Genomic DNA, 13,994 nt, shown 5'->3' on the forward strand with positions numbered 1-13,994 from the left:
AATAAGCCACTAATAAAAAGTATCAAAAAAAAACGGCCCGGTGCAAAACACCGGGCCGCTCAATGATAACAGGTTATCGTTAGATTTTCTTAAATAGCAGCGAACCATTCGTACCGCCGAAGCCGAACGAGTTACACAGTGCGTATTCAAGATTAACCTGACGTGCTTCACCTGGAACATAATCCAGATCACAGCCTTCATCAGGGTTGTCCAAGTTGATTGTCGGTGGAACGACCTGATCGACCAATGTCATTGCAGTAATGATTGATTCGACAGAACCAGCAGCACCCAGTAGGTGGCCAGTCATCGACTTAGTCGACGAAACCATAACTTTATCAGCCGCTGCACCCATAGCACGCTTTATACCAAGGGTTTCTGCTACGTCACCAGCCGGTGTTGAAGTACCGTGTGCATTCACATAGCCGATTTCTTCAGCATTGATACCCGCATCACGGATCGCAGCTTCCATCGCCAGTGCACCACCAGAACCGTCAGCACTTGGTGAAGTCATGTGGTACGCATCACCACTCATACCAAAGCCGACTAGCTCTGCATAAATTTTCGCACCACGCGCTTTGGCGTGCTCGTATTCTTCAAGCACCATCATACCGGCACCGTCACCCAGTACGAAACCGTCGCGGTCTTTATCCCACGGACGAGAGGCTGCTTGAGGATCATCATTTCGTGTAGACAGTGCTTTCGCCGCAGCGAAGCCACCCATACCTAGCGGAGTTGATGCTTTTTCTGCACCACCTGCTAGCATTGCATCTGCATCGCCGTAAGCAATCATACGCGCAGCATGGCCAATGTTGTGAAGGCCAGTTGTACATGCCGTAGAAATAGCGATGTTCGGACCACGAAGACCATGCATAATAGACATGTGGCCTGCGATCATGTTTACAATCGTTGACGGAACAAAGAACGGGCTAATCTTGCGCGGACCTTTTTCCATCAGTGACAGATGGTTAGCTTCAATAAGACCTAGACCACCGATGCCAGAACCGATAGCCACACCAATACGTGGGGCATTTTCTTCAGTCACTTCAATGCCAGAGTCTTTTAACGCCTGTACGCCTGCTGCAATGCCGTATTGAATGAACAAGTCCATTTTGCGGGCATCTTTTTTGGTCATGTATTCTTCACAGTTGAAGTCTTTGACCATGCCGGCAAAACGAGTAGCAAATGCGCTAGCATCAAAATGTTCGATATTGCTAATACCGCTAGTGCCGGCCAGTAGAGCTTTCCATGAAGACTCAACAGAATTGCCAACCGGTGATAGCATACCCATGCCAGTTACAACTACGCGACGCTTTGACACGATTAATTTCTCCGGGAATTGAGGATAAAACAGATTTCGAAATAAAATCAGGCGGTCATGGTGACCGCCTGGAGGGAGTTCTTAATTACTCAGATGCGCCAACAACGTAGTCGATAGCAGCTTGAACTGTAGTAATTTTTTCAGCTTCTTCGTCTGGAATCTCAGTATCGAATTCTTCTTCAAGAGCCATTACTAGTTCAACAGTATCTAGAGAATCAGCACCTAGATCGTCAACGAAAGAAGCTTCGTTTTTAACTTCTGCTTCGTCTACGCCCAGTTGCTCAACAATGATTTTTTTTACGCGTTCTTCGATGTTGCTCATTAATCTATTTCCTTAAAACAAGAATTCGCTAATGCGATTTGCTGTAGTTTATTCATTACTGCAAAAGTTGCAATACTCAACACGCTGGTCAAACCACGATTTTCAGTGAAAACAAGATGAGTTTGACTTGTGTCATCAAGTTATGCAACTTTTTTGTTTAAATCATGTACATGCCGCCGTTAACATGCAGTGTTTCGCCGGTTACATAACCAGCATCTTCTGACGCCAAAAATGCGACCGCTGCCGCAATTTCACGCGGATCACCCAAACGACCTGCAGGAACACCTGCAAGTGTAGCAGCACGCTGGTCATCATTCAGGGCTTTAGTCATATCTGTTTCGATAAAACCAGGCGCAACCGCATTCACCGTAATGCCGCGTGACGCAACTTCACGTGCCATCGACTTGGTAAAGCCAATCAAGCCTGCTTTTGCTGCTGCATAGTTAGTCTGACCAGCATTACCCATAGTACCAACTACAGAGCCGATGCTGATAATACGGCCGTGACGTTTTTTCATCATCGCACGCAACACAGCTTTAGACAGGCGGAAGATAGACGTCAGGTTAGTATCCATGATGTCCTGCCACTCGTCATCTTTCATGCGCATCAGCAAGTTATCACGAGTGATACCCGCGTTGTTGACCAAGATATCAACATCGCCGTACTGCGCTTTGATTTCTTTCAATACAGCTTCAATTGACTCAGGAGATGTCACGTTCAGCGCCAGACCTTTACCGTTGTCACCCAAATATGCGCTGATGGCTTCCGCACCACTTTCTGACGTCGCCGTACCAATTACCGTCGCACCACGTTCAACCAGAATTTCTGCGATAGCACGACCGATACCACGGCTCGCACCCGTTACCAGAGCAACTTTACCTTGCAGGCTCATTGTCATTCCTCTTCTATAAATAGTATGCAGCCCGCCTTTTCCTGTTAACGCCAACTCTGCCCGAAGCAAATGGCACCAAGAAGCAGGCCACAATCTTACTTGGCAGCGTCCAGGCTAGCCGGATCGTTGACTGCAGCACTGCCAAGCGCGCGATTAATACGTTTAGTCAGGCCGGTAAGTACCTTGCCCGGCCCCATTTCTAGCAGTTGCTCGATGCCTTCTTCCGCCATACGCTCAACAGACTCAGTCCAGCGAACCGGGCCGTATAGCTGTTTAACCAATGCCTGCTTGATAGCCGCAGGATCAGTTTCGGCTGCCACATCTGCATTATTGATCACAGGAACTGAAGGCGCAGCGAACTCAAGATTCTCTAGCGCGACAGCCAGCTTGTCCGCGGCTGGTTTCATTAGCTCACAATGTGACGGCACAGATACAGGCAGTGGCAGTGCACGCTTAGCACCTGCTTCTTTACACAGTACATTGGCACGCTCTACCGCTTCTTTATTACCCGCGATAACCACCTGGCCCGGAGAGTTAAAGTTAACCGGGGAAACAACCTGGCCTTCAGCCGCTTCTTCACAGGCTTTGGCTATCGCGTCATTGTCCAGACCGATAATTGCAGACATCGCACCAACACCTGCTGGTACCGCTTCCTGCATTAGCTGTCCGCGAAGCTCAACCAGTTTTACCGCTTCTTTGAAATCGATAACGCCAGCACATACTAGTGCTGAATACTCACCCAGGCTGTGACCTGCAAGTACCGCAGGTTGCTCACCACCCTGCTCTTGCCATACACGCCAGATCGCAACGGAAGCGGTCAGCAGTGCAGGCTGAGTGCGGTGTGTCTGGTTAAGATCTTCTGCAGGACCATTCTGGACAAGTGCCCACAGGTCATAGCCCAGCGCATCAGAGGCTTCAGCAAAAGTTTGCTTAACAACATCAAACTGCTCAGCAAGCTCAGCTAACATGCCAACAGCCTGAGAGCCCTGTCCCGGGAATACAATCGCGAACTTAGACATTCGAGAATCCTTATTCGTTATTACTGATTATTCAGTGTATTGACGAGCTATCCGCTGTGACAAAGCAAGCTGCTAACCACAAGCCGGCACACGGCAATAAAGCAGAAAGCGAATAGCTACAAATTAATTTAATGCGTATCAGAGGTTTAATCTAATTCTTCAACCGAATCAGAATTTCACCAATGCAGAACCCCAGGTGAAACCACCACCGAAGGCTTCAAGCAACAAAGTCTGGCCACGCTGGATCCGACCATCACGTACGGCTTCATCAAGGGCCGTCGGAACTGTTGCCGCAGACGTATTGCCATGACGATCAAGGGTTACCACCACCTGATCCATCGACATCGACAGTTTCTTCGCCGTTGCCGAGATAATACGTAAGTTTGCCTGGTGCGGTACCAGCCAGTCTAGTTCAGACTTGTCCATGTTATTCGCTGCCAAGGTATCTTTTACAAGATTTGACAGCTGGGTTACCGCGACCTTGAATACTTCGTTACCTGCCATGTACAGCCATTTGTCATCGCTGAAGTTTTGGCCGTGATCCGGAATGGCAAGGCTTAACAGTCCGCCAAAATGGCCATCGGCATGCAGGTGCGTCGAGATAATACCCTGTTCCTCGCTTGCGCCAACCACCACGGCTCCGGCACCGTCGCCAAACAATATGATCGTCGAACGATCATCTGGATCACACTTATGGGAAAGCGCATCAGAGCCGATAACCAAGACGTTCTTGGCCATACCGGTTTTGATGTGTTGATCGGCCACGCTCAGGGCATAGACGAAACCTGAACACGCCGCTGCGATATCGAATGCCGGGCAACCTTTGATGTCCAGCATTCCCTGGACCTGGCAGGCCGCAGACGGAAATGAGTGACTCGCACTGGTAGTCGCTACGATAATAAGATCAATGTCATCTTTATCAATGCCCGCCATCTCGATAGCGTTTAAAGATGCCTGATATCCCATTACAGCCACAGTCTCATCTGCAGATGCAATTCGACGCTCACGAATACCGGTACGAGCTACGATCCATTCGTCTGTGGTATCAACCATTTGTTCCAAATCGGCGTTAGAACGTACTTGTGCTGGCAAGTAGCTGCCGGTACCTAAAATTTTGCTATACATGAAGACTAATAATGCCTCTCGAGTAAGACTTCTTCCAAACGGTCACTGATTTTTGTCGGTATTTGCCGTTTGACCTCGTGCACCGCTTCACCAATTGCATTAGAAAAAGCGGCAACATCAGCACTTCCATGGCTTTTGACCACAATACCGCGCAATCCTAACAGACTTGCGCCATTGTACTGGTCGGGGTTCAACTGTTTAAGACTGATGAATAGGTCATTAAACAACCACTTGGCAACTAAACGCTTCAGTGGGTTAGTGCTTATGGCATTTTTAATGCTGTCAATGAATAGATTGGCGACCCCTTCGCTGGTCTTTAGACTCACGTTGCCGACAAAACCATCACACACGATGACATCGGCGCGGCCACTGTATAACTCGTTACCTTCAAGATAGCCGATATAGTTTATGTCTGGTGAGTTTGCCAACATTTCGGCGCAACGCTTGACTAAATCATTACCTTTAATCTCTTCCTCACCAATATTAAGCAACGCGACCCGAGGTGATGCGCTGTTTTCCTGCTCGGCCAGAACAGCTCCCATTACAGCAAATTGAAACAAGGTATCTGCATCACAGGATACGTTTGCTCCCAAGTCCAGTAACCAGGTTTTATTATCGGTGTTGGTCGGGATGGCAGTTACAAGCGCAGGACGGTCAACACCGGGGAGCTGTTTCAGGGTATAGCGCGAAAGGGCCATCAGGGCTCCGGTATTTCCGGCACTGACACAGGCATCAGCCTGGCCGTCGGAAACACTATCTAGCGCCATACGCATCGACGTTCCCTGACTGCTGCGCAATGCTTGGGAAGGCCGGGTTTCATTGGCAATAACATGCTCGCAATGAACAATACTGAGTCGAGGGTGTTGAAGTTGGTTTAGAAGGGACAGTTGAGATGTGATCGCACTTTGATCACCAAAAAGAATAACTTTGAGCTCTGGGTATTGCAACAATGCCTGCACGGAGGCAGGCACTGTTACTTGAGGACCGAAATCCCCGCCCATTGCATCAAGTGCAACGGTTAGACCACTCAAGGTTCAACCTTATTTGTTGATAACCTTGCGGCCACGGTAGAAACCGTCAGCTGTTACGTGGTGACGTAGGTGAGTTTCACCACTTGCAGAATCTACAGATACAGCTGCAGTTGTTAGTGCATCGTGAGAACGACGCATGCCACGTGCTGCACGTGATTTTTTGCTCTTTTGTACGGCCATTAACCCTACTCCTGTTAAATTACTTACTTAGATTTTTCAATACTGCAAACGGATTCGGACGCTCATCAGCAACGGGGATCTCACCAAAAGTCATGTTTCCGCTGGCTTTACAGTCAGCTTCATCATGCATAGCGACTTGAGGCAACTCCAGAATCAATTCGTCTTCGACGATTTGAATCAGGTTAATCTCACCGTTTTCGTCGACGTCAGCCGGCTCATAAGCTTCCGGAAACTCATCAGCTTCCTCTGGTTTGAGGAGCGGACTGTAACAGAATTCAACACTGTATTGGTGTTTGAACTCTTCCTGGCATCGCTGACAGGTCAACATCACTTCAACATCTGCACTACCGCGCATAAATGCAAGGTGACGTTGGTCAAAGTCAAATGATAAGGTGACGTTTGCATCACGTGTTACGCTCTGTGTTGACTCGGCCAAACGCTCAAGCAAATCGACTTTAATGATGCCATCATAGTCGAGTTTTTTCTGAGCTGCGCGAACCGGATCAACCGTTAGCGGCAATTTTACCTTTTGCATAGGGCGCGAATATTAGCCTTCTAATCAGTTTGAGTCAAAGGAAATGTGCGCGAATTAACAGCATTTAGCCAATTCACTTAACTGCAATTAAGCCAGCTTGGTCAATCGAGGACATTTCCACCTTTTTGTCTGTTATCTGCCTGACTCACAACAAGTTGACCCTTGTGATATAAGCGGTCAAATAACACACAAAAGATGACTAAAACACAACCAGAACCGTTACCAGACAGACACATCTTCAGTATGGCGCGAGTTTGAAATTAATGGCTGCATTTCTTACATTAGCCGGACTAACTGCAAAGATGGCCCATTTAAATTCGGCCGCTAGACTAACACAATCCCATATAATCTTGGTACAACTATGACTCGACCTTTGCTCCTGGCCTCCACCTCCCCTTTCAGAAAAGCCTTGCTAGAGAAGCTACAATACCCGTTTGAGACGGCTGGCCCAGACACTGATGAAACGGCCCATCCCGATGAAACCGCCGAGCAGCTTGTTACCCGGCTGGCCGAAGCCAAAGCCAAAGCCTGCGCAGATGATTACCCAGCCCACTTGATTATCGGCTCGGATCAGGTATGCGTCATCAACGGCCATATTGTCGGCAAGCCGCATACTTCCGATAACGCCTTCCGACAGCTACAGGCTGCAAGTGGCCAAGTCGTCACCTTCTATACTGGCCTGTGTCTATATAATGCAGTAACTGGCGATAGCGACGTGATCTGCGAGCCCTTCCATGTTCACTTCAGAACATTGACCGAGCAGGAAATACGAAACTATATCCAACGAGAAACCCCGCTGAACTGTGCCGGGAGTTTTAAAAGCGAAGGACTTGGCATTGCCCTGTTTGATAAACTCGAGGGCCGGGATCCAAATACCCTGGTTGGCCTGCCACTGATTGCCCTGCGCGACATGCTCGCCAAGCAAGGGGTAGCGATTTTGTAATCAGGGCAACAAGTATCCCTAACAAATAAGAAGGCGAGAAGCCAAAATTAGCTTCTCGCCCTCGTCAATACAACCACCATAGGCCTGCTGTATTCAGCGCAGCTTTTTCTGTCGCTATTTTTTCCGTAGCTGCTCAATGGCCCTTGTCAACATCGGCTCCATCGGTGCATTGATGTCCATGAGCTCTTCCGTTTTAGGGTGCTTGAACTTAATGTTGGCCGCATGAAGGAAAAGTCGATTGAGGCCCGATTTTTTCGTATACGCATCAAAACGCGGATCACCATAGCGATCATCCCAGGCAATAGGGTGACCGGTGTACTGGCAGTGAACACGGATCTGATGGGTTCGGCCCGTTACCGGGCTAGCCTGGACCAACGTGGCCTGATCAAGACGCTCAATCACTTTAAAGCGCGTATCCGATGCCTTCCCGTTAGGGTTAACGCGTACAATACTGTTCACTTCGTTCTTCATCAGCGGTGCCGTTACTTTTTTGCAACTGGCTTTCCACTCGCCCATCACCAGGGCAAAATAGTATTTCTGTACCGTCTTGTTACGGAATTGCTCCTGCAGTTGACGCAGTGCAGAACGCTTCTTAGCCACCAGCAGTATCCCCGAGGTATCTCTGTCTATCCGATGGACAAGCTCGAGGAAACGGGCATCGGGACGAAGTGCGCGCAAGGCCTCGATAGCACCGAACTTCAAACCACTGCCGCCATGAACCGCTGTTCCCGATGGCTTGTTAAGGATCAGCATCTGGTCATCTTCATAAATAATGCAAGACTCCAGCTCGGCAACTTTATTGAGCTTGGTACTGACCGGCGCCTGCTCGTCTTTTTCCGGCACCTTCACCGGCGGCACCCTCACAAGATCACCATCCTGCAATTTATATTCAGGCTTTATACGTTTTTTGTTTACTCGAACCTCACCCTTACGCAAAATACGGTAAATCATACTTTTTGGAACGTTTTTAAGCCGAGCACGGAGAAAGTTATCGATCCGCTGGCCCGCAAAGTCATCAGTAATCTCGATGAATTGCACTTTTGGTTTATCATCTTTCATAGGTTTTGATTGTATCACGCATGCAAAGCAGATTGCCGCAAAAAAGTCACCCTGCTATCATTGCGTGCAGGAGTAGGAAAACTTGCCTACTTTTGTAACACGGTGAACAGAATATCACCTAACTGACTATTATTCATACAGCTCTGGCGAGAAGCGCAGCAAATGGCGTAAGACGTTATTATCTCCGGAGTGTTTTTTAGCTTGCTCGATTATAGATTTTTTATTGGTGTGATAGATACCGCCGCGTGAAACGGTGATGCCAGCTGTATATTTCCTGATCTAATCATCTTGATACTGTTGGACAATACGTGTTGCCAGATAGCACTCCTGAATTCCAGCCGTGAGGCTGCATTTGTTATCAGACTTGGAGTCAGGCGCCGCCAGTACAAACTCGCTAATCGAGTCGCTAGTACAACGACAAAAACGAGTACAATATAATGAAAAGAATGTTGATTAACGCAACTCAAAAGGAAGAGTTGCGCGTCGCATTAGTTGATGGGCAGAAGCTCTTTGATCTTGATATCGAAAGCCCTGGCCACGAATCTAAAAAAGCAAATATTTACAAAGGTCGCATTACCCGCATCGAACCAAGCCTGGAAGCAGCGTTCGTTGACTATGGTTCTGAGCGCCACGGTTTCCTTCCACTGAAAGAAGTTGCCAAAGATTACTTCCCTGCCGACTACAGCTACCAAGGCCGTCCTAACATCAAGGAAGTGCTTAAAGAAGGCCAGGAAGTTATCGTTCAGGTCGACAAGGAAGAGCGTGGCAACAAAGGGGCAGCCCTGACAACGTTCATTTCTGTTGCCGGTAGCTACCTGGTGCTGATGCCTAACAACCCACGAGCCGGTGGTATTTCACGCCGTATCGAAGGTGAAGAGCGTACTCAGCTAAAAGCGGCACTCAGCACGCTTGAGCTACCGCAGGGAATGGGCCTGATCGTACGTACCGCGGGTGTGGGCAAGTCAGCTGAAGATCTGGAATACGATCTGAACTACCTGCTCAACCACTGGGAACGTGTAAAAGATGCGGCAGATTCTGCACCGGCACCTTTCCTGATCCACCAGGAAAGCAATGTTATTGCCCGTGCTATCCGTGACTATCTACGCCGTGATATCGGTGAAATTGTCATCGACAGCCCGAAAATCTTTAACCGCGCCCGTGATCATATTCAGCAGGTACGCCCGGACTTCCTGTCCCGTGTCAAACTGTATGAACACAGCGAAACACCACTGTTCAATCACTACCAGATTGAGAACCAGATCGAATCCGCGTTCCAGCGCGAAGTTCGCCTGCCTTCCGGCGGCTCGATTGTTATTGATCCGACAGAAGCACTGACCTCTATCGACATCAACTCCGCCCGTGCAACCAAAGGCGGCGACATCGAAGAAACGGCGCTGCAAACTAACCTTGAAGCTGCCGATGAAATCGCTCGCCAGCTACGCCTTCGTGACTTGGGCGGCCTGGTGGTGATCGACTTTATCGATATGACCCCAGTGCGCCACCAGCGTGAAGTTGAAAACCGCCTGCGCGAAGCCGTTCGTATGGACCGTGCCCGTGTACAGATTGGTCGTATTTCACGTTTCGGCCTGCTTGAAATGTCTCGCCAGCGCCTGAGCCCGTCTCTGGCAGAAGCAAGCCATCACGTCTGTCCGCGCTGTTCTGGTACCGGTGTTATTCGTGATAGCGAATCTCTGTCGTTGTCTATTCTTCGTCTGATTGAAGAAGAGGCACTAAAAGACAACACCTCACAGGTGGTCGCGATTGTGCCGGTAGCGATAGCCTCCTACCTGCTCAACGAAAAACGACGCTCTGTACAGCACATTGAAAAATCCCATGATGTGCGCGCTATCATCGTGCCAAATGCAGAAATGGATACTCCGCACTTTGAAGTTCTGCGTGTCCGTAGTGGTGACGAGCAAGATACCCTGTCTTATCACCTGCCACGTGCAATCGAAGCCCTGAAAGAAGCGGAAGCGGCTGAAGCGCCACAGCAAGAACGTATCGTGAAGAAACGTGAAGAGCCGGTACTGCAAGGTTTTGCTGCACCAAAAGAACCTGCCGCAGCCAAGAAACAAGCACCGGTTCAGAAAGAGATAGCGAAGAAAGCCGAAGACAAGCCTAGCATCTTCAACCGTCTCTTCTCAGCCATTGCCAACCTCTTCTCGGGCTCTGCAGAACAGGAAACAGAGCAGAAGCAAAAAGAAACTCAGGGCAAACGCAACCGCCGTGACGGCCGTCGCGGAGAGCGCCAAGACAAACGTCAGGACAAGCGTCAGGATAGCCGCCGAGGCAAAGACGGTTCCCGCCAGGGCCGCAAGCGCCAGGACACTGATCGTGATAACCGCAGTGGCGAGCAACGTGAACAGCGCCAGCAGCGCCGTCGCGGTGACAAGCAAAAGCAAGACCGTCAACAGCAGTTGGATAAGCCGGTCAAGCAGCAGCGTCAGCCACGTGACGAAGAAGCGAAAGAGCAGAAACGTCAGTCTCGCCGCGAAGAAATTCAGGCGCAGAAGCAGCAACGCCGTCAGGAAGCCCAGCAAAACAAAGCTGGCAAACCTGCTGCGGAAGAAAAGCGTGAGCAAGAGCAGGAGAAGGCAACGAAAGTTAAACAGCGTCGCCAGCGCCGTCAGCTACGCAAGAAAATCCGTATCGGTGATGAGCAGCAAGCTGCACCTGTTCAACAGCAGCAAGCAGAGGCAACTGCTGAAGAGCAGAAAGTAGCCACTCCTTTGCAGGAACTGGGTACTGCTGTAGCTAAGGAAGCACTGGCTCAGGAACCTCAGACCGAGAAAACTCAGGCAGCCAAAGAGCAGGCAGAGCAAAACGGTGAGCAGGAAAACGGCCAGCGTCGTAACCGTCGCTCTCCGCGTCACCTGCGTGCAAGCGGTCAGCGTCGTCGCCGTATTCGCGATACTCGTCCAGAGAAGGGCGAAAACGTCGATAAAGCGGTAACCGAAGCTGTGGGTCATGCTGTCGAAGAAGCAACTGATGCACTGAACGACATGGAAAATGTGGTGACTGTGGTTGAGAAGCCAAAAGTTAACCGTCCAGCTTCTGGTGTTGCCTCTCCGGAAATGGCAATGGGCAAAGTGTGGGCTCCGGCACCTAAACCTGCTGTTGAAGCCGTTGTCGCTCAAGAAGAAGCTTCAGAGCAACCAGTCGCCGAGACTGAAGTTGAAGCAGCACCTGAAGCAGCTTCACCGACACTGGGTGGCGTAGCCATGCCAGAGCTTGCAATGGGTAAAGCCTTCCCTCTTCGTGAGCCTGTGAAGGTAGAAGCGGTAACGGAAGAAAGCGCTGTTGAGGCCGTAGTAGAAAGTACGCCTGTTGAGACAGCAGCTGTCGAAAGCCAGGCAGACGAAGCGCCAGAAACCGCCGAAGTCGCGGTTGAGGTAGCTGTCGTTGCCGAAGTTACTGTTGAAGACGCTGTTGCAGTAGAAACAGAAGCGTCCGCTCCGGTAGAAACTCCGGCTAAAGAAGCAACTGTCGCGTCCGCTGAGAGTCCAATGGTCACAGCCACATCACCACGTGGTCGACATGCCATTGCTCCAATGGCCAAAGCGCCGGCTCCGGCAGAAGAAAGTACTGATGCCCCTGTTGTCGCTTTAGCACCGCTCCGTGAAGAGCGACTTGCAACCCGCCAGGCTGGCAGCCAAACGGCAACCAATGTTGCAACAGCACCAATGACAAAGCCTTCTATGGACTAAGTCAGAAAAATCACAACTAAGTGAGTCAAAAAGCCATGCTAATAGCATGGCTTTTTTTTACCTTTTCTCTGTTGCCGTCAAAAATGAAAATTAAACCGAATTTTCACAATTAACCTAATTGACATCAAAGTTTCCTATAGTTAATGATAATTATGTGCTCAGATCACGCTTGAAAGTTGAACTAAATCACAGATTTCTGTAGGATCCGCGTCTTTCGTACGCTCTTTATATAACCGAACCGGAACAAAACTAAAGAAAATGTTTGAATTCCCACAATTTTCGCGTCAATCCGTCAAAAATGACGTACTTTCAGGGCTTACCGTTGCCCTGGCCCTAGTACCTGAAGCCGTAGCCTTTGCCTTTGTAGCAGGTGTTGACCCAATGGTTGGCCTTTATGCTGCCTTCATCGTTGGCTTGGTCACTGCTGTATTGGGTGGTCGTCCGGGTATGATTTCTGGTGCGACAGGTGCGATGGCTGTTGTAATGGTAAGCCTGGTTGCTGAGCACGGTATCCAATACCTTTTCGCTGCTGTCATGCTAGCTGGTGTACTGCAGATCCTTGCTGGTGTATTCAAACTGGGTAAATTTATCCGAATGGTTCCCCATCCGGTTATGATCGGTTTTGTAAACGGTTTGGCGATTGTTATCTTCCTCGCTCAGCTGGGACAGTTTAAGGTTCCTGATGCCGCTGGCGTAATGCAGTGGATGCAAGGCTCACAGCTCTTCATCATGCTTGGCCTTGTTGCCCTGACCATGTTTATTATCCACTTCCTGCCTAAGGTCACGACTGCCGTACCTTCATCCTTGGTTGCCATCATTACCGTAACCGCTTTGGTACATGGCCTGGATCTTGACTCACGTACTGTTGTCGACTTTGTTCGAAGCATGAGTGGTGATGCGAATGCTACCCTTGCAGGCAGCCTGCCGACGTTTGCCGTGCCTGATGTTGGCTTCAACATGGAAACGCTGCAGATCATTTTGCCGTATTCACTAATACTGGCAGCAGTTGGCCTGATTGAATCACTCCTGACTCTGACGGTTATTGATGAAATGACAGGCACTCGTGGCCAGGGTAACCGCGAATGTGTTGGCCAGGGCGTGGCAAACATCACCTGTTCTGTATTCGGTGCAATGGGTGGCTGTGCCATGATCGGTCAGTCAATGATCAACATTAACTCAGGCGGCCGTGGTCGTCTGTCCGGTATCACCGGTGCTGTTGGTCTGCTGCTGTTCATCCTGTTCGGTTCTGCGCTAATTGAAATGATCCCGCTGGCTGCGCTAGTTGGTGTCATGTTCATGGTCGTCATCGGTACCTTCGAGTGGGCGAGCTTTAAAATGGCGCGTAAAGTACCAAAGCACGACTTCTTCGCTATCATCCTGGTAACCTGTGTTACCGTTGCAGCGGATCTGGCGCTCGCAGTTATCGTTGGTGTCATTTACTCTGCACTTGTTTTTGCCTGGGACCATGCCAAGCACATCTACGCATCAAGCCACATCAACGAAGCAGGCTCCAAAGTGTATGCAGTTAACGGCCCGCTATTCTTCGGTTCAGCCTCCCACTTCCTTGAGCTATTCGATGCCAAAAACGACCCTAGCGACGTTATTATCGATTTTGCTGGCTCTCGTGTGTCGGATCACTCAGCCATCGAAGCTATCGATACGGTTGCCGAACGGTACGCAAGCCTTGGGAAAACACTGCATATTCGCCACTTGAGCCCAGAATGTCGTTCTCTGCTCAAGAAAGCTGGTAACCTGGTTGAGGTCAACATGCTGGAAGACCCAACCTACAAGGTTGCAACCGATACCCTTGGGTAATCAACCTACTCAATGAAAAACGCCCGCAACAGCGGGCGTTTTTATACC

12 protein-coding genes are annotated in these 13,994 nt (G+C 49.7%); 3 read left to right on the forward strand and 9 right to left on the reverse strand.

What is annotated here, in order from left to right:
• Window positions 1-79: 79 nt before the first annotated feature.
• The 8 genes from fabF to yceD form a co-directional block, all read right to left on the reverse strand.
• Window positions 80-1,318 carry a beta-ketoacyl-ACP synthase II gene (gene fabF, locus BIT28_RS15630; protein WP_075765329.1) on the reverse strand — a complete coding sequence of 413 codons (1,239 nt, stop codon included), beginning with the start codon at window positions 1,316-1,318 and terminating at the stop codon, window positions 80-82.
• Between the two features lie 85 nt (window positions 1,319-1,403).
• On the reverse strand, window positions 1,404-1,640 hold the full coding sequence (gene acpP, locus BIT28_RS15635; protein WP_007467184.1) for an acyl carrier protein: 237 nt from the start codon (window positions 1,638-1,640) through the stop codon (window positions 1,404-1,406).
• A gap of 157 nt (window positions 1,641-1,797) precedes the next feature.
• Window positions 1,798-2,532 (reverse strand): 3-oxoacyl-ACP reductase FabG, encoded by a 735-nt coding sequence (gene fabG, locus BIT28_RS15640; protein WP_075765331.1) that lies wholly within the window; start codon window positions 2,530-2,532, stop codon window positions 1,798-1,800.
• 95 nt (window positions 2,533-2,627) lie between these two features.
• A complete protein-coding gene (gene fabD, locus BIT28_RS15645; RefSeq protein WP_075765333.1) occupies window positions 2,628-3,551 on the reverse strand; it encodes an ACP S-malonyltransferase in 924 nt (307 codons plus the stop codon).
• Window positions 3,552-3,719: 168 nt separating this feature from the next.
• Entirely contained in the window at window positions 3,720-4,676 is a 957-nt protein-coding gene (locus BIT28_RS15650; RefSeq protein WP_075765335.1) for a beta-ketoacyl-ACP synthase III, read from the reverse strand.
• Between the two features lie 5 nt (window positions 4,677-4,681).
• Complete coding sequence (gene plsX / locus BIT28_RS15655; RefSeq protein WP_075765337.1) at window positions 4,682-5,707, reverse strand: phosphate acyltransferase PlsX; 1,026 nt, start codon at window positions 5,705-5,707, stop codon at window positions 4,682-4,684.
• Between the two features lie 9 nt (window positions 5,708-5,716).
• Window positions 5,717-5,887 (reverse strand): 50S ribosomal protein L32, encoded by a 171-nt coding sequence (gene rpmF, locus BIT28_RS15660; protein ID WP_006231206.1) that lies wholly within the window; start codon window positions 5,885-5,887, stop codon window positions 5,717-5,719.
• Between the two features lie 19 nt (window positions 5,888-5,906).
• Window positions 5,907-6,422, reverse strand: coding sequence for a 23S rRNA accumulation protein YceD (gene yceD, locus BIT28_RS15665; protein ID WP_075765339.1), 516 nt, complete (start codon window positions 6,420-6,422; stop codon window positions 5,907-5,909).
• 361 nt (window positions 6,423-6,783) lie between these two features.
• Here yceD and BIT28_RS15670 point away from each other — a divergent pair, with 361 nt between their 5' ends.
• Window positions 6,784-7,365 carry a Maf family protein gene (locus BIT28_RS15670; protein ID WP_075765341.1) on the forward strand — a complete coding sequence of 194 codons (582 nt, stop codon included), beginning with the start codon at window positions 6,784-6,786 and terminating at the stop codon, window positions 7,363-7,365.
• 114 nt (window positions 7,366-7,479) lie between these two features.
• Here BIT28_RS15670 and rluC read toward each other — a convergent pair whose 3' ends face one another.
• Window positions 7,480-8,424, reverse strand: coding sequence for a 23S rRNA pseudouridine(955/2504/2580) synthase RluC (gene rluC, locus BIT28_RS15675; protein WP_075765343.1), 945 nt, complete (start codon window positions 8,422-8,424; stop codon window positions 7,480-7,482).
• Between the two features lie 446 nt (window positions 8,425-8,870).
• On the opposite strand from rluC, the gene rne reads away from it, so the two are divergent.
• Together rne and BIT28_RS15685 are read left to right on the forward strand one after the other, a co-directional pair.
• Window positions 8,871-12,131, forward strand: a complete 3,261-nt coding sequence (rne, locus tag BIT28_RS15680) for a ribonuclease E (protein ID WP_075765345.1) — start codon at window positions 8,871-8,873, stop codon at window positions 12,129-12,131.
• Window positions 12,132-12,389: 258 nt separating this feature from the next.
• Entirely contained in the window at window positions 12,390-13,946 is a 1,557-nt protein-coding gene (locus BIT28_RS15685; RefSeq protein ID WP_075765347.1) for a SulP family inorganic anion transporter, read from the forward strand.
• Window positions 13,947-13,994: the final 48 nt, after the last annotated feature.

The sequence above is a fragment of the Photobacterium proteolyticum genome (assembly GCF_001939735.1).
Taxonomy (GTDB): Bacteria; Pseudomonadota; Gammaproteobacteria; order Enterobacterales; family Vibrionaceae; genus Photobacterium; species Photobacterium proteolyticum.

Excerpts from the sequence above, each read along its gene's own strand:
- acpP (WP_007467184.1), bottom strand. The coding sequence starts at position 1,640 with ATGAGCAACATCGAAGAACGCGTAAAAAAAATCATTGTTGAGCAACTG.
- fabG (WP_075765331.1), bottom strand. The coding sequence starts at position 2,532 with ATGAGCCTGCAAGGTAAAGTTGCTCTGGTAACGGGTGCGAGCCGTGGT.
- fabD (WP_075765333.1), bottom strand. The coding sequence starts at position 3,551 with ATGTCTAAGTTCGCGATTGTATTCCCGGGACAGGGCTCTCAGGCTGTT.
- BIT28_RS15650 (WP_075765335.1), bottom strand. The coding sequence starts at position 4,676 with ATGTATAGCAAAATTTTAGGTACCGGCAGCTACTTGCCAGCACAAGTA.
- rpmF (WP_006231206.1), bottom strand. The coding sequence starts at position 5,887 with ATGGCCGTACAAAAGAGCAAAAAATCACGTGCAGCACGTGGCATGCGT.
- yceD (WP_075765339.1), bottom strand. The coding sequence starts at position 6,422 with ATGCAAAAGGTAAAATTGCCGCTAACGGTTGATCCGGTTCGCGCAGCT.
- BIT28_RS15670 (WP_075765341.1), top strand. The coding sequence starts at position 6,784 with ATGACTCGACCTTTGCTCCTGGCCTCCACCTCCCCTTTCAGAAAAGCC.
- rluC (WP_075765343.1), bottom strand. The coding sequence starts at position 8,424 with ATGAAAGATGATAAACCAAAAGTGCAATTCATCGAGATTACTGATGAC.
- rne (WP_075765345.1), top strand. The coding sequence starts at position 8,871 with ATGTTGATTAACGCAACTCAAAAGGAAGAGTTGCGCGTCGCATTAGTT.
- BIT28_RS15685 (WP_075765347.1), top strand. The coding sequence starts at position 12,390 with ATGTTTGAATTCCCACAATTTTCGCGTCAATCCGTCAAAAATGACGTA.